Here is a 21,847-nt window from a genome sequence, read left to right as displayed (position 1 = left end):
AATAGAATATTTTTTTGGAAAGTCATATTCTTTGACAGTGATGCCGCCTCGGCAAAGGCGGCATCAGACTTTTATTTTGGATTAATTGTTACAATTTGCTCTTGGGCATCTTGGATAGACATTGGTTCAGTAAATCCATCATGGTCTTTTTTCATTTTGGCAAGAGTTACTTCTTTTAAGGTAACATATCCAAGATGAGGTTTTTCCATAACCAGTTCATAATCATTGGTTTTGGTTTCTTTTTGGATATAGCGTTGAGCATCCCCTTTTTTGCTAAAAAACTTAGTGTTTGAGTTGAATGACTTCTTAATATCATCGTCAGATACTTTTACTTCTTTGCCGTAAAAGACAGCGGCTCCATCAAAAAAAAGAGATGTAGCGGGCTTTTGATACACTACATTATCACCAACAGTAAAAAAATTGCTTCCCTTAGAAAGAGCCAAAACACCTAAATCTTTTGCCTTAGGATTATTCCCTAGGAAGTGAGTGACTAGGCTAAACAATTCTGTAGAGCTGAGTCGCAAGTTCAAAAGTGACTTTAAATCAAGAAACGGCAATAGTTCTTTTTGAAAAATGTCTGGGCTAATGTTTGACGTTAAGCCACCGTTATTAGATTGACTTACTGAAATTATTTGTTTGCTCTTTTTACTTTCTCCCGTTTTACCGTTTTCTGGATTGCTAATCGACTTCAAAAATTTCCACATATTTCACCTATTAATTTAACAAAAACACTAACTGGATTTATATTGTACATTAATTGCACTATAATTACAATAAGTATCTATATAAGCAAATTGCCTCATAACCAACCTCACTGAAGAATAAAAATAAACGGAACCATTGTCATGAGGAAGTTATCGATGGAGCTTTACTTAAAAATTTGTCTAAACGCTACCGAGCATCATAACAAGCGTGAAAAAGGCATGACTCTGGAAGAATGATTTGAGTCGAGTGGCTATCACAAGAGACATGCTATTCGATTGCTCAGTGCAGTTCTGTAGTATTCCAAAGTTATCAATGTTACAAAGAAGCCCCAGTGAAACTTTAATCGGCCGTAGGTAAACTCATTTTTTCAGATTGAGAACTAACACTTATACAACTTGAATATTGCGGCTGCCCCTGCTCAGGGTGAAGTTAGTTTGACAGTTCATTGAACTTTTTCGAAAAGAGGTATTTCAAATATTTTCCATCCGTCTTGTTTGAGGATTTGACTCGGGAAAACTTCTGCAAAAGTTGCTTGTGTACAAGCTTTCTTTGTCAGGATTTGGCGTAAAAAAATACTATGTCTATTATTATAAATAAGTAAACAACTATTATTTATTGTATGAATAATAAAGAAACCATCTCTGATGAGCTACGAAAAAAATTTTGTGAGAATATTGTTCCTGTATTATCGGTTATTCATGAAGTTAATGGAAGAACAATAAGGGATTGCTGTTTAGACACTGAAAAATTTGAAGATAGAATTAAAAGTTATTTCTCAAGTATTTCACCTGTTATGATTGATAAGACAGTAGAAAGAGTACAAGATTTATTTGAAGGGTCATTTATCATTGGTGAGTCCCATTCGCATATCAGCCCCAAACGAGTACTAATTGAAAACATGAAAAAAATGAAGGAGTACGGGTATGAAATCTTATTCATGGAACACTTGTTTTACGATACTGACCAAAGCGATCTAGATAAATTCTTCGAGACTGGTGAGATATCCACCTACTTAATGTCTCGTCTTTATGAGATGAATCGGAGTGGAATGAGACATTCTTTTGGTCCAGCTTCAGGAATTACATCTCCATTGTGGCAGCAAAATGATTATACATCAGTATTAAGAGCTGCTCGTGAAGCGGGTATTCGGGTTGTTGGAATTGATATAAGTACAGTCTATTACAGCCAAAAAATCGGCATTGATGATCAGCATCTAGACAATACTAGGGTCAGGTATATGAATTATACTGCTGCTCAAATCATGGAGCGTGAAAGTCACTCTCTATCTAAAGGTAAAAAATGGTGTTGTTTAATGGGAAATGTACATGTTAGAACCTTTGAAAATACGCTAGGTGTTTCAGAGTTATTGGGTGTACGCAATGTCTACATTTTTGATCTCCCCGACTGGAAAAACTCTACTAAACCTCTCAAAGGTGAAATAGAACTTGAGAGTGAGTTTATTCACTCTAATGGACAGCAGATATTTATAGGGGATGTGATTTATCAAACGGATCCGCGATTTAAAACATCATTATTTGATGCTCAACTTGAGCACCCCAGCTCAGTGTACAAGGAAAAATTAGCCAATATGTCGCAAGAAAAATTACAACTCACTGAAAAAGACGTTGAATTGGCAATCAGATATCTAGCCAATCTGGATATTATTGAATTAGGGAAAATATTTGGACTAAATGAGAAGGAATTAGATAAATCATATCATTTTGTAGAAAAAATAACACCCGTTAATCCCAAAAAGAAGATTGAACAAAATACTTCATTTAGTATCCTTCTGGAGAGTAACTATTCTACTCAAAAATCATACATTCTTTATGTTTCAAAAGATCAGTTGCTGCAATTCTCCTCTATGCAAAAAGAAATAAAGCTTAAGATGAATTAATTTTGAAGTCCCAAAAGAAACGGTAATTGCCCCTTAAAAGACTTCTACAGGGTAAAAAAGCATATCACCTTTAAATCAAATCACACAAGGAAGCCCAATATTTGACCAATTGTGACGCGCTGCGCTATAATGTATTTAATTCAATCATTTTGCGCGTTAATAGACAATATCATGAGTTACTTTAAAGGTTTTTTTAAGGGGCGTGCCCCAAGCTCTAAAAAAGTTTCAGTTTCATCTAAACAAAGTAATAATTCCTCAATAACAAAAAGAGGTGAAAACTCACTTTTCTCCAAGATAGGGAAAAAATTGAGTCAATTTGTGAATCCTACCGTTGGACAAAAACTATGGGAATTACAACGCTTTCGTATTCTGTTTCGTCTTGATGCTAGAGCGCCCCAAGAAATATTCAACAAAAAGGGATTTCAAGCGATTCATCCCGCAAAGGTTATTTTAGATATTACCAAAAGTGAGCTAGAGGATTATCAGGAGCGTAGTCTAAATGCACCAGGAATCGGTTGGTGTCCAGACCTAAAGACTCTCGTCAAATTTGCACAAGCGAATGCAGCCTTTTGGTCAACTAGATATCTTTACGTGGGTATTGGCTTCGCGTGTGACTTGACCGAAGCAAAAATTGAGATAGGAGGGACAGAAGTTTCCAGTTTTGACTCTGAAAAAGAGCAATTAACGTTACAAACGGTAGATCTTACGAATGTGCTAGTATGTATCGCTCCAAAAGACTTTAAGCGCTTAGGAAAGGGCTTTCCAGTAGATAATTTGATGGCAAAAATCTTAAACGATGGTTCTGTACCTGAAAAAATAGAGGTACAAGATCTTGAGGGGGTTAAAAATATTTTAGTTTGGTTGGTAAGTAATAATTGCATACAAAAGGCTGTGGAAGTTGTATTACAATATGCCGCGGGTAATTCTTCTATACCTCTAAAAAGAGAGCTAACTCACTTGAATAAAGAAGAACCCGAATTGTGTAACTTATTAATGGAAGGAGTGTATAATGCACTTAAACAAGAGTCTATTGTAGGGATAGATGCATCGAAAGTTGAAGAAATGCTTAGTGAAGAGCTGCCATTAGTAACGAATAGGGAGAAAACAAAATATCCTTGATATACAATCAAGGTAGTTTGGGAATCCTTTTATAAGACAATCTAAGGATGTGAGACTTGTTTTTATTTTTTGTATTATAAATAAATTTTTGTTTAGTATAAACAAGTAGGAGACTGTCATGGAATCAAAAAACGAAAATTCTTCCATTATCTTTTCAAAACACATTGATGCAAAACAAGCAGACCTGATGCTGGACGCTGCGGGAGCAAGGCAAAAACCCAGTAAAGAAAAGTGGCTCTTAAGGGAAAGCTCTGTTGATGGGCTGTTGACTATTTCCTATTTTAATCAAGAAAGGAATAAATATTACCATCTGCGAATTGGATTTAAAGACGAAGAATGGCAATTAGCCCCTAATGAGGATAAAGAAGCTGAGGAGTTTATGAAAGAAGCACAAGCTGTTTTCAAAAATGCACTTCCTGAGAATAGTCATGAAAGTTGGTAGTGTTTAAATAACTGTGTCATCTCTTTTAACTTGTTATAATTTCAACACTTAAAAGAGGTGCCCATGAGTAAGAATAAAAAGATAGATTTATCCAATTTTGATTTCAATGAATTTAAGGCTGAAGCCTTAACGCAATTAAAGTCTGGCCAGTCCCTTACTGGTAAAGACGGTATCTTAACTCCTCTTATCAAAGAGCTACTTGAAGCAGCCTTGGAAGGTGAAATGGAGGCTCATATTTCTGATTGTCATGATTCAGGCCTAACCAATCGTCGCAATGGCAAAACATCCAAGTTAATGAAATCTACAACTGGTGTTTTTGAATTAGATACTCCACGGGACAGAGAAGGACTTTTTGAGCCTGAAATTGTTAAGAAGCGTCAAACAGTATTGAATGAGTCATTAGATAATAAAGTGCTGGCGTTATATGCCCTAGGTATGAGCTATGAAGCCATTAGTGAGCACCTGGCTGAAATGTATGGTCTAGACGTATCTTCATCTAAAATAAGCCTAATCACGGATAAATTGTTGCCTATGATTACCGAATGGCGCAATAGGTCTTTAGAGTCTATATATCCTATTGCCTTTTTAGACGCGATGCATTTTAAAGTACGTGTTGAGGGCAAAGTCACAAGTAAGGCATTTTACACGGTCCTTGCCGTTACTCCTGAGGGCAAGAAAGATATTTTAGGGCTTTATTTGTCAGAAACTGAAGGCGCGCGGTTTTGGCTTGGTGTCTTAAATGACCTTAAGGCACGAGGGGTAGAAGATATTCTTATTGCGAGTATCGATGGACTTAAGGGTTTTCCCGAGGCTATTGCTGAAGTCTTTCCTAAAACAGAAATCCAACTGTGTGTCGTTCACCAAATACGAAACTCCCTGAAGTATGTTGTTAGTAAAGACCAAAAGGCATTCATGGCTGATTTAAAGCTTGTGTATAAGGCCTCTAGCAAAGATTTAGCTGAGCATCATTTGCTTGAACTAGAGGAAAAATGGGGCAAGAAATACCCAGCAGTTATGAAGTCATGGAATAATAACTGGGAGGCTTTGTCTCAATACTTCAAATACCCCGAAGAGCTAAGACGTATCATTTACACCACGAACATCGTAGAGGGCTTCCATCGCCAAATTCGCAAGTACACCAAAAACAAAGGTGCTTTCACTAGTGAAAACGCACTGATAAAGCTTATTTATTGTGCCTGCCAAAAAGTACTGGAAAAATGGAGTCAGCCCATGCACAATTGGGCGCTTATCGCGTCTCAGCTCCATATTTATTTTGAAGACCGTATGAACCTGAAACTTAGATAATCAATGAGGTGACACAGTTAGATGAACACTCTCTGAAAGTTTGCTTGATTTGTTAACTGAAAATGGTTTTGACTTAAATAAACAAGTTCGCCCAAAGCCTAATCAGTCAACACGCACCTCCCGATACTCTTCATACGTTGATGATGCTTTTGATGAGTCATCCCATAAGAATAGATACTCTAAATTCTAATTTTCAACTACCACGCGATGGAAGTAGTCCTTCTTAAGTACTTGATTTAGGTACGAGTGGTAGAAAATTAAGTTGATTTAATTTATTCTCAAGTGTCATTACCCATTTACGTAATGATTGGCATGTTTCAATTTTACGAATCTCAAAAAACTTGCTGTTTAAACCAGTTTCCATTAATTTTGCTCTCAAATTTTCATCTATTCCTGCCAATAAACAACGCTTAGCACTATTTGCGCAATTATTAAAAACAATCGAATACTTTTGCCCACGCTCTTCTTGCATTGCCTTTATTATAGCGATTTCGTCCATATAACAAGGTAAACCACTTTCAGCCGTTGGCAAAGTTATACTGTAGTCAGCATGTCTGCCCTCAGTAAGGTCACGCCCTTTTATAAACTCTTCTTTACGGGAAGTATATTGCTTGCGGTGATGAGCTTGTTCTTGTAACCGCTTTAAATCATTTTCATTACGTCCATCGATTATAATATCTAATTTTCGCAGTTCTTCAACATGATGATTGATTGCAAGCTCAACTTGTTGCAGATTTTTCTCAGCTTTCTGCATGTCGTCATTATAGGCAAGCTCCGATTTTGAAATTAATTCGCTTACCTCAAGTTGGGACTTTATTTCAGTTTCACGCTCTTGTCTCAATTTAACTAGTTTTTCATTAAGTCGAATGGTTTGTTCTTTAGTTTTTGTATCAGGATGCTGTACTTTATTTAAATAGCTTAAAGTTCTTTCTGTAGCAGTAATTTGACCTTTTGTTTTATCTAAACCAAGTTCCATCTTGACTAATTGCTTTTTTAGATCTTTTAATTGGGCTTGGTGAGAACTTGTTAATAGCTTTTGTTGCCTTATTATATTCTCTTTTTCCAAACGTAGCTTGTTCAGTTCATTTGTAAAAATTGTACGTTTCTCTAAACTAATTTCCAAATCTGAAACTTCAAGAAAAAAATCAATATTTTTTTTCTTTTCGTCCTGAACATTATTTAAATCAGATTTGCGGTGTGAAATTTTCAGCGTGGTTAGTGAATCCTCAGAAACCATATCTTCTTCATGAGTACTAAATTCAGGCGTAACTCTTTTGCCTTTGATAGTTTCTGTTTTAGTTGGCCTATCTTCTGGCCAAAAACTGTGTGAGATCAGATCGCTCATTACCGTGATCGGTTTCAAATGAGATGATTCTGCGTTTGAATAGGTTATAGACGTTGTTTTAGTCGGAACAGCACGCAAAGTTTTTTTAACTTTAAGTGGTGCTGCATGTTGCTCAATAAAATCAAAATTTTCTTTATTGCGTTCATCAATTTCTATATTGAAATTGACATGCCCCACATTTTCTCCTTTTTTGTGGGATGCTAGAAGCGGTCCAAAAAATTTGTGCTTAATGCGCTTCTTTAACAAAGTTGCTGTCGACAACCAAATATTTACCTCAATCATATCGATACTTCTTGTAAAATTAATAAAATAAAAACACAAAAAAGCCAAGCATTAGATGAATGCCAATCATGTTAAATTATAGTGCATATTTTATTTTTTTAGAACATATCGAGAGCACTAAAACTTACTATTTTCGGTATAATATTTTTTGAGCACTCTTTCTCCAGAGACATTATGAAGACTAAAGCGTACATACCTGGAGAGTATCGCAATAATAAACCATTTAACCCACAAACAGAGCTCAAATTTGACCCAGATTAAATGCAAATGAACCGACTTTATTTGCTATTATAATGCTTACTAATTCGTTCAAAGAAAACTACCCTCATTTTCTAATTTATGTCTTTATTTAATATGAAACATGAAAATATTCATTGCATACGAATCGGGATTTTCAGGAGTTTTTAGTTCATCTTCTGTTTTAAAAACCTCGGTATAGTTTTTCATCGTAACAGCAGAAATCACTTTGCGCCAAAAATTGACCGCCTTTATATTTTCGGGCATGACGGCGACAGACCACTTTCCTGAGTATTTTTTAAATAGGTCATGAGCAACAAGAGTAGCAACTCCTTTACCTTGAAATTTTCTAAGAATAAAAAACTCCCCCATATTCCAATCAACTGCTTCAATGAGATGCTCTTTATCCAACAACACAAATCCCGCCAACTCATCATTGACTTTAACAATAAAGGCTTTTTCATTTGGAGTTTCAAAGTAGTGTTTAAAATCAATACATTCAAAAATCCCGTTTTCAGAACATGACCATCCCATATATCCAGTTCGATCATAAACATAATAGCTTGCCAGATTTTGTACAATTAGATAATCACTTATTGTTGCTAAGATTATTTCAATCTTCATTGTATGCCTTAACTTTAAAAAGTGAGAAATTTAAACTAATTCGTTGAGTCGCGTTTCTTCATCCTGTAAAGACTGATCGACATTCGTTAATGATCTTGCCTTGAATAATCCAAAGAAACTGAATATACGATGATCGCCCAATGCTTTGCGAACTTCTGCATCCTTACGAACGTCAACAATCAATGCAGAGCATTGTGCCTTCAACAAGGCTGCTTTAATAGCTTGTGCTTTTTTATGGGCGCTGTCGCTAAAAAAACCGGTTTTGCGCTCTAATCGATCAACTTCTTTAAGCACATCATTAATCCCCTTTTTTGAAAGATTCAGAACTGGTTTGCTGCTAGTAAGAGGATTTGCGAAAGGAACTTCAGATTTAGAGCTTGTTGTTGCTATCAAAGACTCTTTCCTAACCTCTGGGTTTATAAGCGGTCTTTTATCTTCATTATGTCTAACGATTTCTTCACCTTCTTCATCATTCTCGGCTTCTTCATCATTTTCGTTTTCTTCATCTTCAAGGTCTTCTAGATCTTGCTCTCTTTGATGCTGCATCCATACGTCTTCCAAATCTTCATCTTTATCCTCGTTGGAGGATTGAGAAGTTTTCGATGCTTTTTCTAGTGCACTGAGGGTGAACTTATTTCCTTCTATATAAAAGTCCTCAATACGCTGTTTGCTTAAATCCTCATCAGAAACATTGCTCAACAATTCGTAATGAGATTGCCTTATTTTTTTTATTCCCTCCACATAGTCTGTTAAGCCAGCATTTTTATAAAACAATAAAAACTCAGGTATACGAAAGTCATCGTCTAAACTATCAACCCAGTCTGGGTTATTCAAGGCAAAGCCCACAAATGCTATACTTAAGGGACCGCAAGAAACCAGCTTTGTTCCATCTTTAACAGGGCTTTGTACTGTATGAGGAGACATCACCAACTTCATATCACCTATGGCGCTCGTACTTTCTAATTGCAGCCTTTTTTTCCCTTTAATTCTGGCTTCTTCGTTTGGATAACCTAATGGATTAAATAAAAAGAACGTTACGCGATTATCTTTCTCTTTACGAAGAATACCAGCCATATAATGCGCGCCTCCTAATTCGGGCTTAAATATGATGGGCAAATAGAGTTTATTGGATTGCAATAATCTTTCTTTAGTTGCGTTCATAACTTCATTAAAAGGCGAACGGTCTGTAAAAGAACAATGGTCTATCCCATCAAAAAACACGTAGGGTTCCAAATATTTTTGTTTTAATAGAGGTGCTCTGTCCTGTTTCAAGGCCTTCTGGTAAAGGGCCCAGACCAATCGCTGAGTATCGTCGTTATGATACCAAACATTAAAGTCTCGGCTGTCCTCTTTATCACGGCTTACAAATTGTTCTTGCGCTTTAGTCATAATTTATATTGCTCTTTAATTTAATCATTCCGAATAATTTATAACACTTTAATATGAAGAATACCTTAACTAAGTAACCTTTATGCAAAATTTTGTTACATTAATTTCTAAACATTCAGGTTATTGGTTAGAACATCGTTAACTGACTGCAACGATTTTGCGTTATTCCATCCTAGTCGACCAAAAAACGTCATTGGTGACAAACGTTGAATATTTAAAGCCTTATACAATTGAGTGTTAGGATTTTTAACAATTAACTTCAACTGAGCCTCATTTATTTGAGGTGGTAATTCGTTAAGGGCACTAATAATCGCCTTTAATTTTTTAGAACTGTTCATCCAATAGGGATCATGGCTAATGGCTCCCTTTTCTAATCGTTTAATTTGCTGCGTAATTGTTAATCCAAGTAGCGCACATGCTTCTAATTTATTTTGATAGTTAATATTCTGAGTAGTGGTTACTGGTAATTCATATGAAACATCCTTTGAGGCCGCGTCCAGAGTTGGGTCTTTGATATCCTCAGCATTTATAGAATAATCTTGCTCATTGACGCCATTAGTATTTAGCCTCATAACAGTTATCTTTTTTTCCATTGGCACGTGCGATCTTGAAAATGCGTTTAATGCGAATTGTAGTGAATTAAACGACGGTCTAAAATCACCACTTTGGTGGTTAATAACACAAAGTTTGTTATTTTTATCAAAAAATGCATTTCCTGCTGAAATACATACAGCATCAAAAGGGTTCATACTAGCCATTTGGTAGTGCGCAGGAATATGTGCAAAAGGATATCCTTCTGCTGCAAACACTAACTCTCCATTAAATCGCAAAAGAAATCGCACAACTTTATAAGGTTTGTCTAAGGTTTTAATTAAACAGTCGGGTCGTGATAATAAGACGTGAAGTTGATCTGCACTAACAATAAGAGGATTATTCTTAAAAGGTCTAATTGCTCCCACCACGCCTATGGGTTGAGCCTTATCCATAATATTAAAAATATCTAAGAGTAATTTTGGCATAACACAAGCACCTAACAAACATAAGATAAGTATAGTTTTATCAAATCATTATTAACAATTTATTAAAATATGATGGCTTAAGATAAAAAAGACCCATGTGACTAATTTTAATTAAAATAATTTATATATTTTCCATATATTAATTACTTAGTTTTTTGAGTTCACATTTGGGTGAGTAGACCGGCGGAACTTCCCCGCCAGCCCCTCTCAGAACCGTACGTGAGCCTCTCGACTCATACGGCTCCCATCAAGCAAAGCTTTTCCCTATACCTATTCGCCAATGAGGAAAAAGAGTTGGCTGTTTTTGTTGAATTGATTCCAACATCTTCGCTGATCTCGTTTTGCCTCTAAGCTTTTTGTACTTTCGCATGCCCCATTTCACCAGGACAGCATTGAATTGAGTCCATACTGGCTCAAGGCTTGAAGGGGAATATTTACCATAGTACTCCATCCATCCTCTGAGGATTGGATTGCAATAAATAGCTATTTCTTCAAGACTTAACTCCACTCTGTACTTTAATTTCCACTGCCTGATTTTGTCTCTCATTGCCTTGCTAGCTGAGCTACTCACTGCTGGAGTAAAACTCACAAACATCTTGCTGTCGCGACTTCTAACTAATCTGGGTTGAAAGGTATAACCCAAAAAATCGAAAGACGTTACAGAATATTTCCCTTTACGGTTGCTGTCTTTGCAATAGACTACCTTTGTTTTATCAGGATGCAGCTCCAATCCACATTGACTGAATCTTTGTGCAAGCTGGTTTAACATCGTTAAAGCCTGCTTCTCCGTTTTGCAATGCACAAGTCCATCATCAGCATACCTACACCACAATGTTTCAGAGTGATGGTGCTGCATCCATTTATCAAAGACATAATGTAAGAATAAGTTACTCAATACTGGACTGATTACCCCGCCTTGAGGCGTGCCTTTATCTCGCAGAATTGTGTTGCCATCTGGCATGACAATTGGTGCAGTAAGCCACCGCTTTATGTACAAGGTGATCCATTTTTCTTGAGTATGCTTTTCTACTGCCTTCATAAGTAGATCATGCGGAATATTGTCAAATAGCCCCTTGATGTCAAACTCTAAGATCCAATCATATTGCCAACATCTCTTTCGAGTGACACCTACTGCATCAAGCGCCGATTTATTAGGCCTGTATCCGTATGAGTCTTCTAGGAATTGCGGCTCCACTTTGGGTTCAAAAGATAATTTGACTACCATTTGTGCTATACGATCACTTACCGTTGGAATACCTAAGGTTCGCGTGCCTCCTGATTTCTTTGGAATTAAAACTCCCATCACGGGTGGCGGAAAATAGCTACCCGATGATAATCGGTTCCAAATTTTAAAAAGGTTGTCTTTCAGATTTTTCTCAAAATCCGCGAGACTTTGCCGATCAATACCAGCTGAGCCTGCGTTAGCTTTCACAAGTTCGTAAGCTTCTACAACTTGTTGTTTAGGTATATTGAACACTTTTGTCATCTTTAATATTTCCTCCCAACTTTCGTCGGTTGAATATCCATTCAGACCGCTTGACCCAACCCCTTTGCTCCGCAATCATTACAATTGTTTCAACGCTACTACGAGTTGGTCCGTCCCAGTGCCTTGCCTTGGTACTCTAATCCTTGTGGAGTTTCCACTTGGACGTCTCCCTTATCATCAAGACGACTGGTTCCCGCAGTTCCATGGAAAAGCCCAGATTAGGATCACGCCACCTCTACGCCGAACACCACTTACCCAGAATCCAGATATCCGGTAAATTTATCCCAAAGTAACGGGAAGACCTTGGTTTTGATGTTGATTATGATTACTTTACGACGCGTCAACAGTGATTCGCTAGCACTCGTCTTCCTAATCCATACCTCGCCAGGTCATTGCCTGACTTTCCTCATCACTCACGACCATTGCTCTTAACAACAGCCGCATGAGGTGGTTTGAGACCTATCGCTGGTGATCGATCTCGGTGGGTCTACCACCATCTCTTCCGCAGCTTGCTACGGCATACCCCCGTTTCTGTAATTTAAGCCAATACGGCGATCGCTTCAAGCAAAGGCTTGTCAACTTCGCAAACAAATAGACTATAATAGAATATGCTTATTTAATCATTACATTTAATTTGTTTGAGTAAATGATTAAACATATTTTGTTGTAAGCGTGTTAAGAGAACAAAATATTTCGGGATCAGTCAAAGCCTACCGCAATAAGAAAAAATAAGAGAATTACCTATGCAAAATCTTTAAACCTGAGCTTTCTTCTAGATCGGATCCTCTACTAAATTCAGTACTGTAATCTGCTTTTATTTTAACTCCCACATGATGATTGGGGTCCAAAAGCAGGGGGTTTGTATGAGGATTTTGGTCTATTCTTAATGAGGTATTATTCCCAATCATCGCCTCAACGCTTCCATACCCCCACTCATTTCCTGTGTATGCAAATGCATCGGAAGGATTTAATATGCAAGGAGTATACTTTTTAATTTCTTCTTCCGTTAATTTAAGTACATCTCGTTCACTTCTATACACCTTGATTGGTCCCTTATAGTCCTCAAATACTCTATCGAACTGCTCCTGCTGTGCTTCATCAAATATTGGAAATTCAATTTCTGCTATCCAAGGATAAGATTGCTCTACAAGGAGCTTCTTATAAGCTCTTAAATAATAAGGAAATAGTAAATGCTGTATTCCATAAGATGTATCTATTTTTGCATAAAAGCCCATTCCAACTGCTGTTGCTTTTAATAAAGCTGGCTTTCCTGCTTCGAGACCTTTCTCGTTTACAGCGCTAAGAAGCATAGAGACATCTTCTAGTTGATGACGAAAATAAGGGCTTGTTAAAAAGATAATAGAGCTGTCTTTAAATAGCGTCGGCCGATAACTACCGTCAGTTCTTCTTCCTAGCAATGTAAATAATCCAACCCTGATTCGAGACATAGTCTCATGAGTATCGTAATCACCGATGGCCTTTTTGGCATCGCTAAAATTTGTTGGCACACCATCGTACAGATGAGAAAAGTGGGTACTTTTATGTAGAGATTGATTAAACTGATCCAGTGTAAAAACAGTAGCATGTTGATGAGGAACTTCAAAATTTGCTCCAGCTAATGAGAAAATAGAGGCAAAAAAAGGTTTGTTGTACTGCTTCAATGGATTTGTATTCGGGTATCCTCCTGTCGCAAAAACTAGACTGTCTGAATAGACAATTTTTTTAGCAGCAAGAAGCCTTTCTCTTGGGGACAGTAGATATGGATGACCGTTGGGTATTTTTGCAAAATAATCCGGTTTGCCCTCATTTGCTAATCCATCCTGAAAAACAACCGCCCTATCACCCGCTACGTTTATTGCAGGAATTTTAATTAAGGCATCATGAGGGCTCTTTAAATAATGGTTGTTATAATAAACTCGAACTGATGGTAAGGATTTTTCTAATTCTTTTTGTGATATTTTCTTAAACAGCCCAGAGTATTCCAATTGCTTTTTAAACCATTGCTCAGAAGCTTTTGTTCGACTATCACTGCTCAATTGTCTAAACATGTTGCTACCAAAAAAATTACCAGCACCCTTTGAAAACATATAAATCCCTCGCCACCAATGATTCTATTAGGTACATTTTGGCACAAATTAGAACCAAATATCAAATATTTTTTGATTGAGATGCTGTCTTGAGATGATGTGTAAAATATTGGGCTTACGAGCGGGTGCCCCCTTGACCTAGCTTTTCAACTCAGCCAGAAAAATCTTTAGAGTTGAATCAACTGTTACCGGTGCTTTTCGCACAATCATAAATACCCAGTAAGTTTCAAGATAATCATCTTTCAATTTCCAAATTGGTTTTGGTGAGAGGCGACAGAACCGAATTCTAGGCTAGACGAATTAGAAAAAGCATTTTGAGCATACCAACTAGCATATTCTTCTCGACTCGCGGTTGTTAATGCTTTCCAATCCCATCCGATTTTTTCTTTATAAGAAAATGGGCCTAAATCAAGCCCTTTAGACTCTGCTAGTCCTTTAATTAACAATTCAACGCAACTTGCATTTCCTAGTTTAACAGGTAATACATGAGCAAGAAGATGAGATAATCTACCTGCATTTTCCAGAAACGTTTGTACGCTTTTCTCATCACATGCGTGTTCCATTTCAGAATAATATTTATCGGCCAGTAATAAATCACCTTTTATCTTATCTTTATTAACTAGTGGGTATGATAACTCTATGACGCTTTTATTTCTTACATAACCATGCTTTTCTGCAACCTTGAAAACATGATTTTGATCGTCCTTTGTCAGATCTTTATTTTCAGATAAACAATCTTCTATAGATTTTAAATGCTCCCCAAACTCTTCATTTTTGATTATTATCTTGCTATTTTCACCAAATTCATTTTTAAATTCCAACACCATGTTTTCTTCATCTTTGTATAGATATAACATTCCCATTTGAATTCTTGTATTTTTTGGCGGCCTACCTAAGGCAATAACATACCAACCATCCTTTCTGTCACTTAACATGATGGTAGAAAGATATACCGAATGATCTTGTTCCTTACCCTGAAATTTAACTGTCTTAGACTTTTCTGGTGATTTTATCTTTATCGTGTATTCGTCAGATACTCTTTCCTTAAAATTAAAATCAGGGATGTGGCCAGTGTTTTTTGTTATCAACGTCTTAATTTGATTACCACTAAGACGCAATACGTTTTTTTTCTCTTTGTTCAGGTCATTGAGATCCTGTTCAAATTGGACAAGATCATCAATCACCACTTCTTTATCTATTCCTTCTGGTGTAATATAGTACAGCTTTTTTGTTCCATTATTACTCAAAAAAATATAACTCTCTTTATATTCTTTAAAATTTTGAGGCAGTTCAGACATCAAACGAATACAACCTTCAAATTCAGTAGTTCCATAACATTCAACGAACCTTCTGTGTAAGATGGAATAATCTTCAAAGTCAACTTCTTGATATTCAGGTAAATTTGCCTGAAGAGCCTTTTTCACTAGATTATGACAATTTTCAAAAATCTTATCTTTTTGTTGTTCCCAAGCCGTAACATCGTCTGAATAAATCATTTCAATTGATTCAAAATCTTGAGGTCTAATTGCTCCATACCACTTTGTTCTCTTTTCTTGTTTTGCATGCTCTAACGTTCTTGCTATTTCTGCTCTCTTGTCAGCTAAAAATGCATAAGCACACCCAACTTTAGTGTCTAAAAAATTATACTCATTGAGCAAGTCTCCATTTTCATCAAGAAATGATTGGCTTAGGTTTGGTTTGGTTTGGTTTTCGGAAAATCAGGTAATAAATTCATCAAAGAGTATATTGTTTTTTCACAATGAGCTATCCATTTTTTTTGGTTCTCCGACGTGGGGGATCCGAAATCTTTAAATCTATCAGGAGATGATGCGTATCCATTAGGTGTATTAGGTTTAGAAAAAAAACGTCCAAACATTATTTTTTCTCCTCTCTATTTAAGTTAATAAACACAATAACTAGAGAATTGCTTCAAAATAAAATGTCGCCTAGCTGAGAAGTTGTTAAGAAAAAACTCCCCCAAGTATACTAGCTCGGTAAAAGGTCACCAACTAAACCCCTTCGACTTTATACTTTCAAGGTCATTGACACTCCTGACCACAACTTATACTGTATTTATAGCACAAATACGTCGCAATATGTTGCAAATACAGACACTTAATTCTGGTAGTAGTAAGGACAAAATGAGTGAAGAAACGCTGTATGCTTCTGCATCCAGCCCATGGCTGTTGTTGAAAAAAGTGTTTGCGTCCATTATAGGACATGAATTAGGACATTTCCGAGGCTATGACACCTTTTATATCATGCGATTTTCTACTGTTTATGTTGGTTTACTGATCATGTCTGAAATTTTCTGTTTAAACTTGATGAAGGCCTCAAATCAGCTTAGGAGAGACTCCATCTTTTAGATAAATCCCATCTTTAATTTGAGACTAAACCTAAAAATTGAGTCATCTATATACTGTCTTTAGGTGAGCTGGTTTAAGATTAGCGCCCCTTGAGCGCTCATGATTTGAATGAATAAACTAGCTCAAAAAACTAGACTAGGTTGCGTAATAAGCTGGTCAACGCTGCTATACACGTTCTTCAAATTTGATTTTTTTGTTTCACAGAATTTTTTAACTCCTTCAGCGTGTGCCTTAGGAGAGCCATGCCCTGAAGGCTCCGAACAGCCTATAACTTCAACGCCAAAGTCGCCTCCAAGGCCATCAAGAGAATTATCTGAATCAGTAATAGGAAAATCACCCTCATTATTTTTAAATTTATAGGACCTAATCACATTCTCGTTTTGGTCCATTATCGTGAGAACACTCTGCGCCGTTACACATCGATCAATGCCAGGGAGGCGTCTCATTTCAAAACCGATTAATTGCCGCCACACTAAACGAATCTTGTCATAATCATTACCGCTTGATTCATATAAATTATCCCATTCCCTGTCAAGTAATTCGAAAGCATGTTGAAGGCTGGCATAATTGTAGTGCATGCCGGGTTTAGTCAGAACTCTAGGCGCCCAATCTTTGCGAAATTTAACAAGTGCCTTACACAGTTCATTGTCGCCAGTCATGTTTTTATTAAGTAGTGCTGTTACTTCTTGAAGAGTTGCTTTTTTTATCAACTCAAACAATGGAGATAAATCATAAGGCTTCTGGTCCAACATGCTTTCAATATGCGGTTTATATCGCTCATATTGGCGCATCATTTGCTTTTCACCATCGTTTATTCTTGAAAAATAACCCTGTACAATCTCTGCCAACTCATAATCCCCAGCACCTAAGGCAAACTCATAAATAGTGACACGCCTTATTTCATCACCACCAGGTGTTTTTACATTGCCTGTTTCAAGCAGAAGACGTGGATTATCCTCTAACATGTTAATGAGCTCACGCACATCTTCTTTTCGGGCATAGGCGGCATATTGCAATGCCTTGGCAATATCACTATTTGGGCCTTCATGGAAATCACCAATTTCTTGAATTAATTCCATGGGTAATGTAGAAAAAAGGTTTTCTTCGCGATTACGTAACATGAGCATGGCGTAAACTTGGTCTCGGCTTGGCATGGATTTTATACCTCGTTGCTTTTCATTATTTTTTAATGCATCCAATAACAAATGCCTTTTTTATCGTCACATCGATTTAAAGTCAAGTCAAAATAAAAAGAAATTAAAAATTCATTTCAAACTATACTGAAGTTATTTGCAAACAAAGATGACGCTGATGCACATATAAAAAAGCATACTCAAAAATCCGAGTTTGATGCTCTTGAGAGCAGACCTCATCAAACGATAGCAACTGTAAAAAATACGAATACTTTATTTCGAATTTTAAGACCGGCTGGGAAAGAAAAAGGACTTGTATTAGATGTTCGTGGTAATGAGATATCTGAAAAACTTACATTTAAATAGTTTGTTGTAATTTCGGGTTGCGCAAATGGCTATGATTAAAAATGCTTATAACCAATTCTGAATAATAGCTCTGGTTTAAGCTTTGCCTATAATTATGAAATTAGTTAAAAAGCAAATTAAATTCTTTTGTATTATCGAGCATATAACTCCCAAGATGAAGATGTACCACTTGATATCGAAGATTGAGATAGTCTAAATCAAAGAATTAGTCTAGATTTCAACTTTGTTAAAAACACCCACTTATTGCGACAGCTTGGCATAGAAAAATACAAAAAAGGATCCTCATCTTGATGAAAAGTTGAGCCTTCGTCAATCGTACAAAGAACCATTTCGATTCTTATGTTTTTTATTTTAACCTATTGTTAAATAAAGAAAATCTATGTTAGATTGAAAAACTTATTATCAAAAGGAAAAGAACATGAAATATTTATTATTGGGTTTGGGAGTACTGACGCCCTTTTCATCAACAATAATCTATGCCTCTCCTCCTTCTCCAAATATACAACCTGTATCATGCATTACTTCCCAGTTTACTTCGACTGGCAACCAACATTGGAAATCCATCAACTTAAAATTGACCAATAACTGTGGACAAGTCGTTGATTTTCAAAATTCGACCATCACTTTTCAGACCACAACAGCTCTCAATACGTCTTTTTGGGGTGATTTTGGGCCATTGTCTTATCCTGATAATGCATTGAACATTAGTTCGCAGACGCAACCTGAAGGAAACTATCTGGCGGCATTAACGATGCATTTCCCAACGTTCCCCGGCGCCAACAGTAAATTACCAGCTGGCAGCTCAATCACCCTTAAGTACGGTGATTCTACTGACAGTCATATTGAAAATACAGTCAATATATATTTAGGAACGCCTGTTAATACTGGAAGTATACAACTGACGAATAGTGCTGCAAAACCTTCTAACGTAACCCAGAATTATGCCTTGGTCCATGTCACCCTTAATGGACAACCTCTCAGCGATGTGCAATTACCCTGGAGCGGTTCAAAATTAATAAACGGACTTGCCGCCGGCACTTATGGACTTGCTGCTGAAACTGTGACTGGTACGGATGGTAATACTTACCAGGGTACGGCAGTCCCCAATACTCTAACGGTCACGGCCAACCAGACGGTCAATGCAACCATCAGCTATGCATTGACACCTCAGAATGGAAAAATCACCATCAATACGCAACCACTTCCTGCTGAATTGACTGGTTACACAAATAATCCTTCGGTGCTACTGACTCGTTTACAAACGGGTGCTTCTCAATCACAAGTGGTAACTTGGGGTAATCCAGTCACGGTGAACCAACTCAAAGAAGGAGCATCTTATCAGTTTTCAACCCCTCAAATCAGTTTCAACAACACCACTTGCCAGCCTGTATTTACGCCAGCAACTGTTATTGCCAGTGAAACGAATGCACCAACCACTAATCTAGCTTACCAATGCGTTCAGGTTGTGCAAGACTCTGTCACGGTGAATGTTCAAGGAGCCCCCTCTTCATTAACAACGCTTAACTTTACCTTCACACCGAATAACAATTCTGCGCCAATTGTACAGACTATCGATTTGGTGAATGGAAGTGGCACTGCTGTTGTGTCTCTGATTGATGGCGTCATTTACACTGTGTCAGGTCAGTCGGTAGCAGGTTACACCATGACTTTCTCGCCACAGCCTTTAACTGCAACAACGAATGCGATTGAAACGGTGACGTTTACGGCTAATCCAGTCAGTAATGGCCGTATTATTGGGTACTTGCCAGGCTGGAAAACACCTCCAACAGCGCAATCACTAGCTGATGCGGGTTATACCCATATGATGGTGTCCTTTGGAGTATTCAGCACCAGTACCCCTGGTCAGATTACGCCCGCATTTGATACAGTCACTAAAGCCTACATTCAATCTTTGCATCAAAAAGGTATCAAAGTTATCTTATCATTAGGTGGTGCGTTGACGAGCTTGCCGAATACGACTGTTGATTTTCACCAGGTCCTAACTGCTGCGACATCACCCGATGTCTTTAAACAAACCTTCATGGTCTCTTTGCTCGGGTTGATGAATGAATACGGATTTGATGGCTTTGACATCGACATTGAGCATGGTTTGAATGGAGGAGGAACTTTTGCCAACCCGCAAGGCGATATTGCCGTTTTAGCCAGCATTATCAATACGATGTATAGCCAGAATCCCAATCTACTGATCACTATGGCACCGCAGACAGCCAATATGGCCGCAACCAGTTTGTTTGACGGGGTCTGGGGTAACTATGCCTCATTAATTATGCAAACCCATAATTCTTTGGCTTGGGTGGGTATCCAGCTATACAATACTGGCTGTATGTTCGGCATTGATAGAGTGTGCTACGGTCCAACACCGGTAAGTAATCCTGATTTCAGTGTTGCTATGGCCACTGATCTGCTGGAAAACTGGCCTGCTCAAATTCCTAATGGTGGCAATACTGGTTTTCAACCTTATGTTAGTTATTTAAAACCATCCCAAGTAGTCCTCGGTTACCTAGCGGCCAATGCAAACGGCGGCGGTGATGGTTCCCCTGTTATCCCGACAAGCACTATAAAGCGCGCCATCCAGTGCTTAAAAACAGCAACAGCTGGCATTACAAGTTGCGGTACGTATGTTCCTCCACGAGCTTATGGAAATATTGGTGGTGTGTTTAACTGGGAAGTGACTTTTGATCAAAGTAACAACTTCAGGTTCGCTACTGACCTCAAAAATTGCGTTGTCAATGGTGTATGTAACTGATGTAGTGAGCGCTTCTTAAGAAGCGCATATCTTTCTTTAATGTCATAATAGGATGAATGATGAAAAAGCTAGTAGGAAGTATTAGTCTTGCAATGGCCAGTTTTTCGCTATTTGCTCATGGGGCTTTGGAAACACCTATTTCCAGAACCTACCAATGTTACAAAGAGGGTCCGGAAAACCCAAAATCTGCGGCCTGTAAAGCTGCGGTGCAGGTGGGGGGGACGCAACCTTTATATAACTGGCATGAGGTGAACCAGGGGACGGCCAATGACCAACATCGTGAACTGATTGCCGATGGGCAGTTATGCGCTGGTGGCAGAGATTTTTTTAAAGGATTTAATTTAGCACGTAGCGATTGGACCACCTCTGTGGTTCATCCCGACGCTAATGGCCATTTTCAATTTGTGTTTGTGGCGACTGCACCTCATAAAACCAAGTATTTCAAGTTTTATGCCACGAAAGATGGTTATGACTTCAATACTCATTTAAAATGGTCTGATCTTGAAGCAAGTCCATTTTGTACCATTACTAACGTGACCTTGGTTAATGGTCGTTATCAAATGGATTGTCAATTGCCAGCCAATATGTCAGGAAAGCGTATTTTCTACATGATTTGGCAACGCGAAGACAGCCCTGAGGCATTCTATGGATGCAGTGATGTTTTCATCGACGGAACAACGCCGGCGTCAACCTGGTATGAGCTTGAGAATTTTTATGAAACTGGCGATATTCCAGTTAATACCAAAGTCACTTTACGAATTTTTAAACACGAAACCGAAGTAGAAAGAAAGAGCATTACCGTGGATGAAAACAATCGGAAGAGCGGTCAATGGCCTCTAGCTTTAGGCACACTAGTCAATAACTCCTCTTCACTGGTACGTATCGGCCAGCTTGATCCGGAAAGCGGCCAAGTCGTACTAGTAGCCAATCAGGCCAATAAAATCTATCTCAGCGATGTTGATAAAGACAGCTACCACGTGATGGTTGATTTTACTGAGCCATCTAACAGCACGGATATAGTATACCCTGACGGTATTAGCAACTATAAAGCCGGTACGATTGTTGTAGGCCGCCTTGATCACAAACGCTATCAATGCAAACCTTGGCCTTATTCAGGTTGGTGCTCTCAGTCAGCGGCTTATTATGAACCCGGCGTTGGTCTTGCCTGGTCTCAAGCTTGGACTTTACTGGGTTAAACGTATTAATCCCCGCCTAGCGGGGATTTTTGAGCAAATTTAACTTTACTCTGTTCTGACAAAAAATCATTGAGGGCCTCTC

General features: G+C 37.8%; 16 protein-coding genes. 7 read left to right on the top strand and 9 right to left on the bottom strand.

What is annotated here, in order from left to right; genetic code table 11:
• Positions 1-71: 71 nt before the first annotated feature.
• On the bottom strand, positions 72-704 hold the full coding sequence (locus Lwal_RS05460; protein WP_028378582.1) for a hypothetical protein: 633 nt from the start codon (positions 702-704) through the stop codon (positions 72-74).
• A gap of 620 nt (positions 705-1,324) precedes the next feature.
• On the opposite strand from Lwal_RS05460, the gene Lwal_RS05455 reads away from it, so the two are divergent.
• The 4 genes from Lwal_RS05455 (at position 1,325) to Lwal_RS05440 (ending at position 5,468) form a co-directional block, all read left to right on the top strand.
• Positions 1,325-2,602 (top strand): membrane-targeted effector domain-containing toxin, encoded by a 1,278-nt coding sequence (locus tag Lwal_RS05455; RefSeq protein ID WP_028378583.1) that lies wholly within the window; start codon positions 1,325-1,327, stop codon positions 2,600-2,602.
• A 171-nt stretch (positions 2,603-2,773) separates the two neighbouring features.
• On the top strand, positions 2,774-3,721 hold the full coding sequence (locus Lwal_RS05450; protein WP_028378584.1) for a hypothetical protein: 948 nt from the start codon (positions 2,774-2,776) through the stop codon (positions 3,719-3,721).
• A gap of 118 nt (positions 3,722-3,839) precedes the next feature.
• Positions 3,840-4,163, top strand: coding sequence for a hypothetical protein (locus Lwal_RS05445; protein WP_050598489.1), 324 nt, complete (start codon positions 3,840-3,842; stop codon positions 4,161-4,163).
• Between the two features lie 63 nt (positions 4,164-4,226).
• Positions 4,227-5,468, top strand: a complete 1,242-nt coding sequence (locus tag Lwal_RS05440; RefSeq protein ID WP_028378824.1) for an IS256 family transposase — start codon at positions 4,227-4,229, stop codon at positions 5,466-5,468.
• Between the two features lie 223 nt (positions 5,469-5,691).
• Here the strand turns inward: Lwal_RS05440 and Lwal_RS05435 are convergent, their stop codons facing one another.
• From Lwal_RS05435 to Lwal_RS05405, 7 genes are all read right to left on the bottom strand, one after another.
• Positions 5,692-7,095 (bottom strand): hypothetical protein, encoded by a 1,404-nt coding sequence (locus Lwal_RS05435; RefSeq protein ID WP_028378758.1) that lies wholly within the window; start codon positions 7,093-7,095, stop codon positions 5,692-5,694.
• Between the two features lie 345 nt (positions 7,096-7,440).
• Positions 7,441-7,956: a GNAT family N-acetyltransferase gene (locus Lwal_RS05430; protein ID WP_028378759.1), complete on the bottom strand. Its 516-nt coding sequence runs from the start codon at positions 7,954-7,956 to the stop codon at positions 7,441-7,443.
• 30 nt (positions 7,957-7,986) lie between these two features.
• Positions 7,987-9,345, bottom strand: a complete 1,359-nt coding sequence (locus Lwal_RS05425; protein ID WP_028378760.1) for a hypothetical protein — start codon at positions 9,343-9,345, stop codon at positions 7,987-7,989.
• A 107-nt stretch (positions 9,346-9,452) separates the two neighbouring features.
• Complete coding sequence (locus tag Lwal_RS05420; RefSeq protein WP_050598500.1) at positions 9,453-10,364, bottom strand: hypothetical protein; 912 nt, start codon at positions 10,362-10,364, stop codon at positions 9,453-9,455.
• A gap of 247 nt (positions 10,365-10,611) precedes the next feature.
• The gene (gene ltrA, locus Lwal_RS05415) at positions 10,612-11,850 is read right to left on the bottom strand and encodes a group II intron reverse transcriptase/maturase (protein ID WP_019232354.1); all 1,239 of its coding nucleotides are present in this window, start codon (positions 11,848-11,850) and stop codon (positions 10,612-10,614) included.
• A 737-nt stretch (positions 11,851-12,587) separates the two neighbouring features.
• Complete coding sequence (locus Lwal_RS05410) at positions 12,588-13,937, bottom strand: hypothetical protein (RefSeq protein ID WP_028378762.1); 1,350 nt, start codon at positions 13,935-13,937, stop codon at positions 12,588-12,590.
• Positions 13,938-14,179: 242 nt separating this feature from the next.
• Entirely contained in the window at positions 14,180-15,595 is a 1,416-nt protein-coding gene (locus Lwal_RS05405) for a hypothetical protein (protein WP_028378763.1), read from the bottom strand.
• A 483-nt stretch (positions 15,596-16,078) separates the two neighbouring features.
• On the opposite strand from Lwal_RS05405, the gene Lwal_RS05395 reads away from it, so the two are divergent.
• Entirely contained in the window at positions 16,079-16,303 is a 225-nt protein-coding gene (locus tag Lwal_RS05395; RefSeq protein ID WP_028378764.1) for a hypothetical protein, read from the top strand.
• A 122-nt stretch (positions 16,304-16,425) separates the two neighbouring features.
• On the opposite strand, the gene Lwal_RS05390 is transcribed toward Lwal_RS05395, so the two are convergent.
• Entirely contained in the window at positions 16,426-17,502 is a 1,077-nt protein-coding gene (locus Lwal_RS05390; RefSeq protein WP_050598501.1) for a hypothetical protein, read from the bottom strand.
• A gap of 718 nt (positions 17,503-18,220) precedes the next feature.
• Between Lwal_RS05390 and Lwal_RS05385 the strand changes: the two genes are divergently transcribed.
• Both Lwal_RS05385 and Lwal_RS05380 read left to right on the top strand, forming a co-directional pair.
• Complete coding sequence (locus tag Lwal_RS05385; RefSeq protein ID WP_028378765.1) at positions 18,221-20,569, top strand: glycosyl hydrolase family 18 protein; 2,349 nt, start codon at positions 18,221-18,223, stop codon at positions 20,567-20,569.
• Positions 20,570-20,628: 59 nt separating this feature from the next.
• Positions 20,629-21,765 (top strand): lytic polysaccharide monooxygenase, encoded by a 1,137-nt coding sequence (locus Lwal_RS05380; protein ID WP_028378766.1) that lies wholly within the window; start codon positions 20,629-20,631, stop codon positions 21,763-21,765.
• The last annotated feature ends 82 nt before the right edge of the window (positions 21,766-21,847 follow it).

This window comes from Legionella waltersii, assembly GCF_001468085.1.
Taxonomy (GTDB): domain Bacteria; phylum Pseudomonadota; class Gammaproteobacteria; order Legionellales; family Legionellaceae; genus Legionella; species Legionella waltersii.
This window is presented reverse-complemented; position numbering and strand designations above follow the sequence as displayed.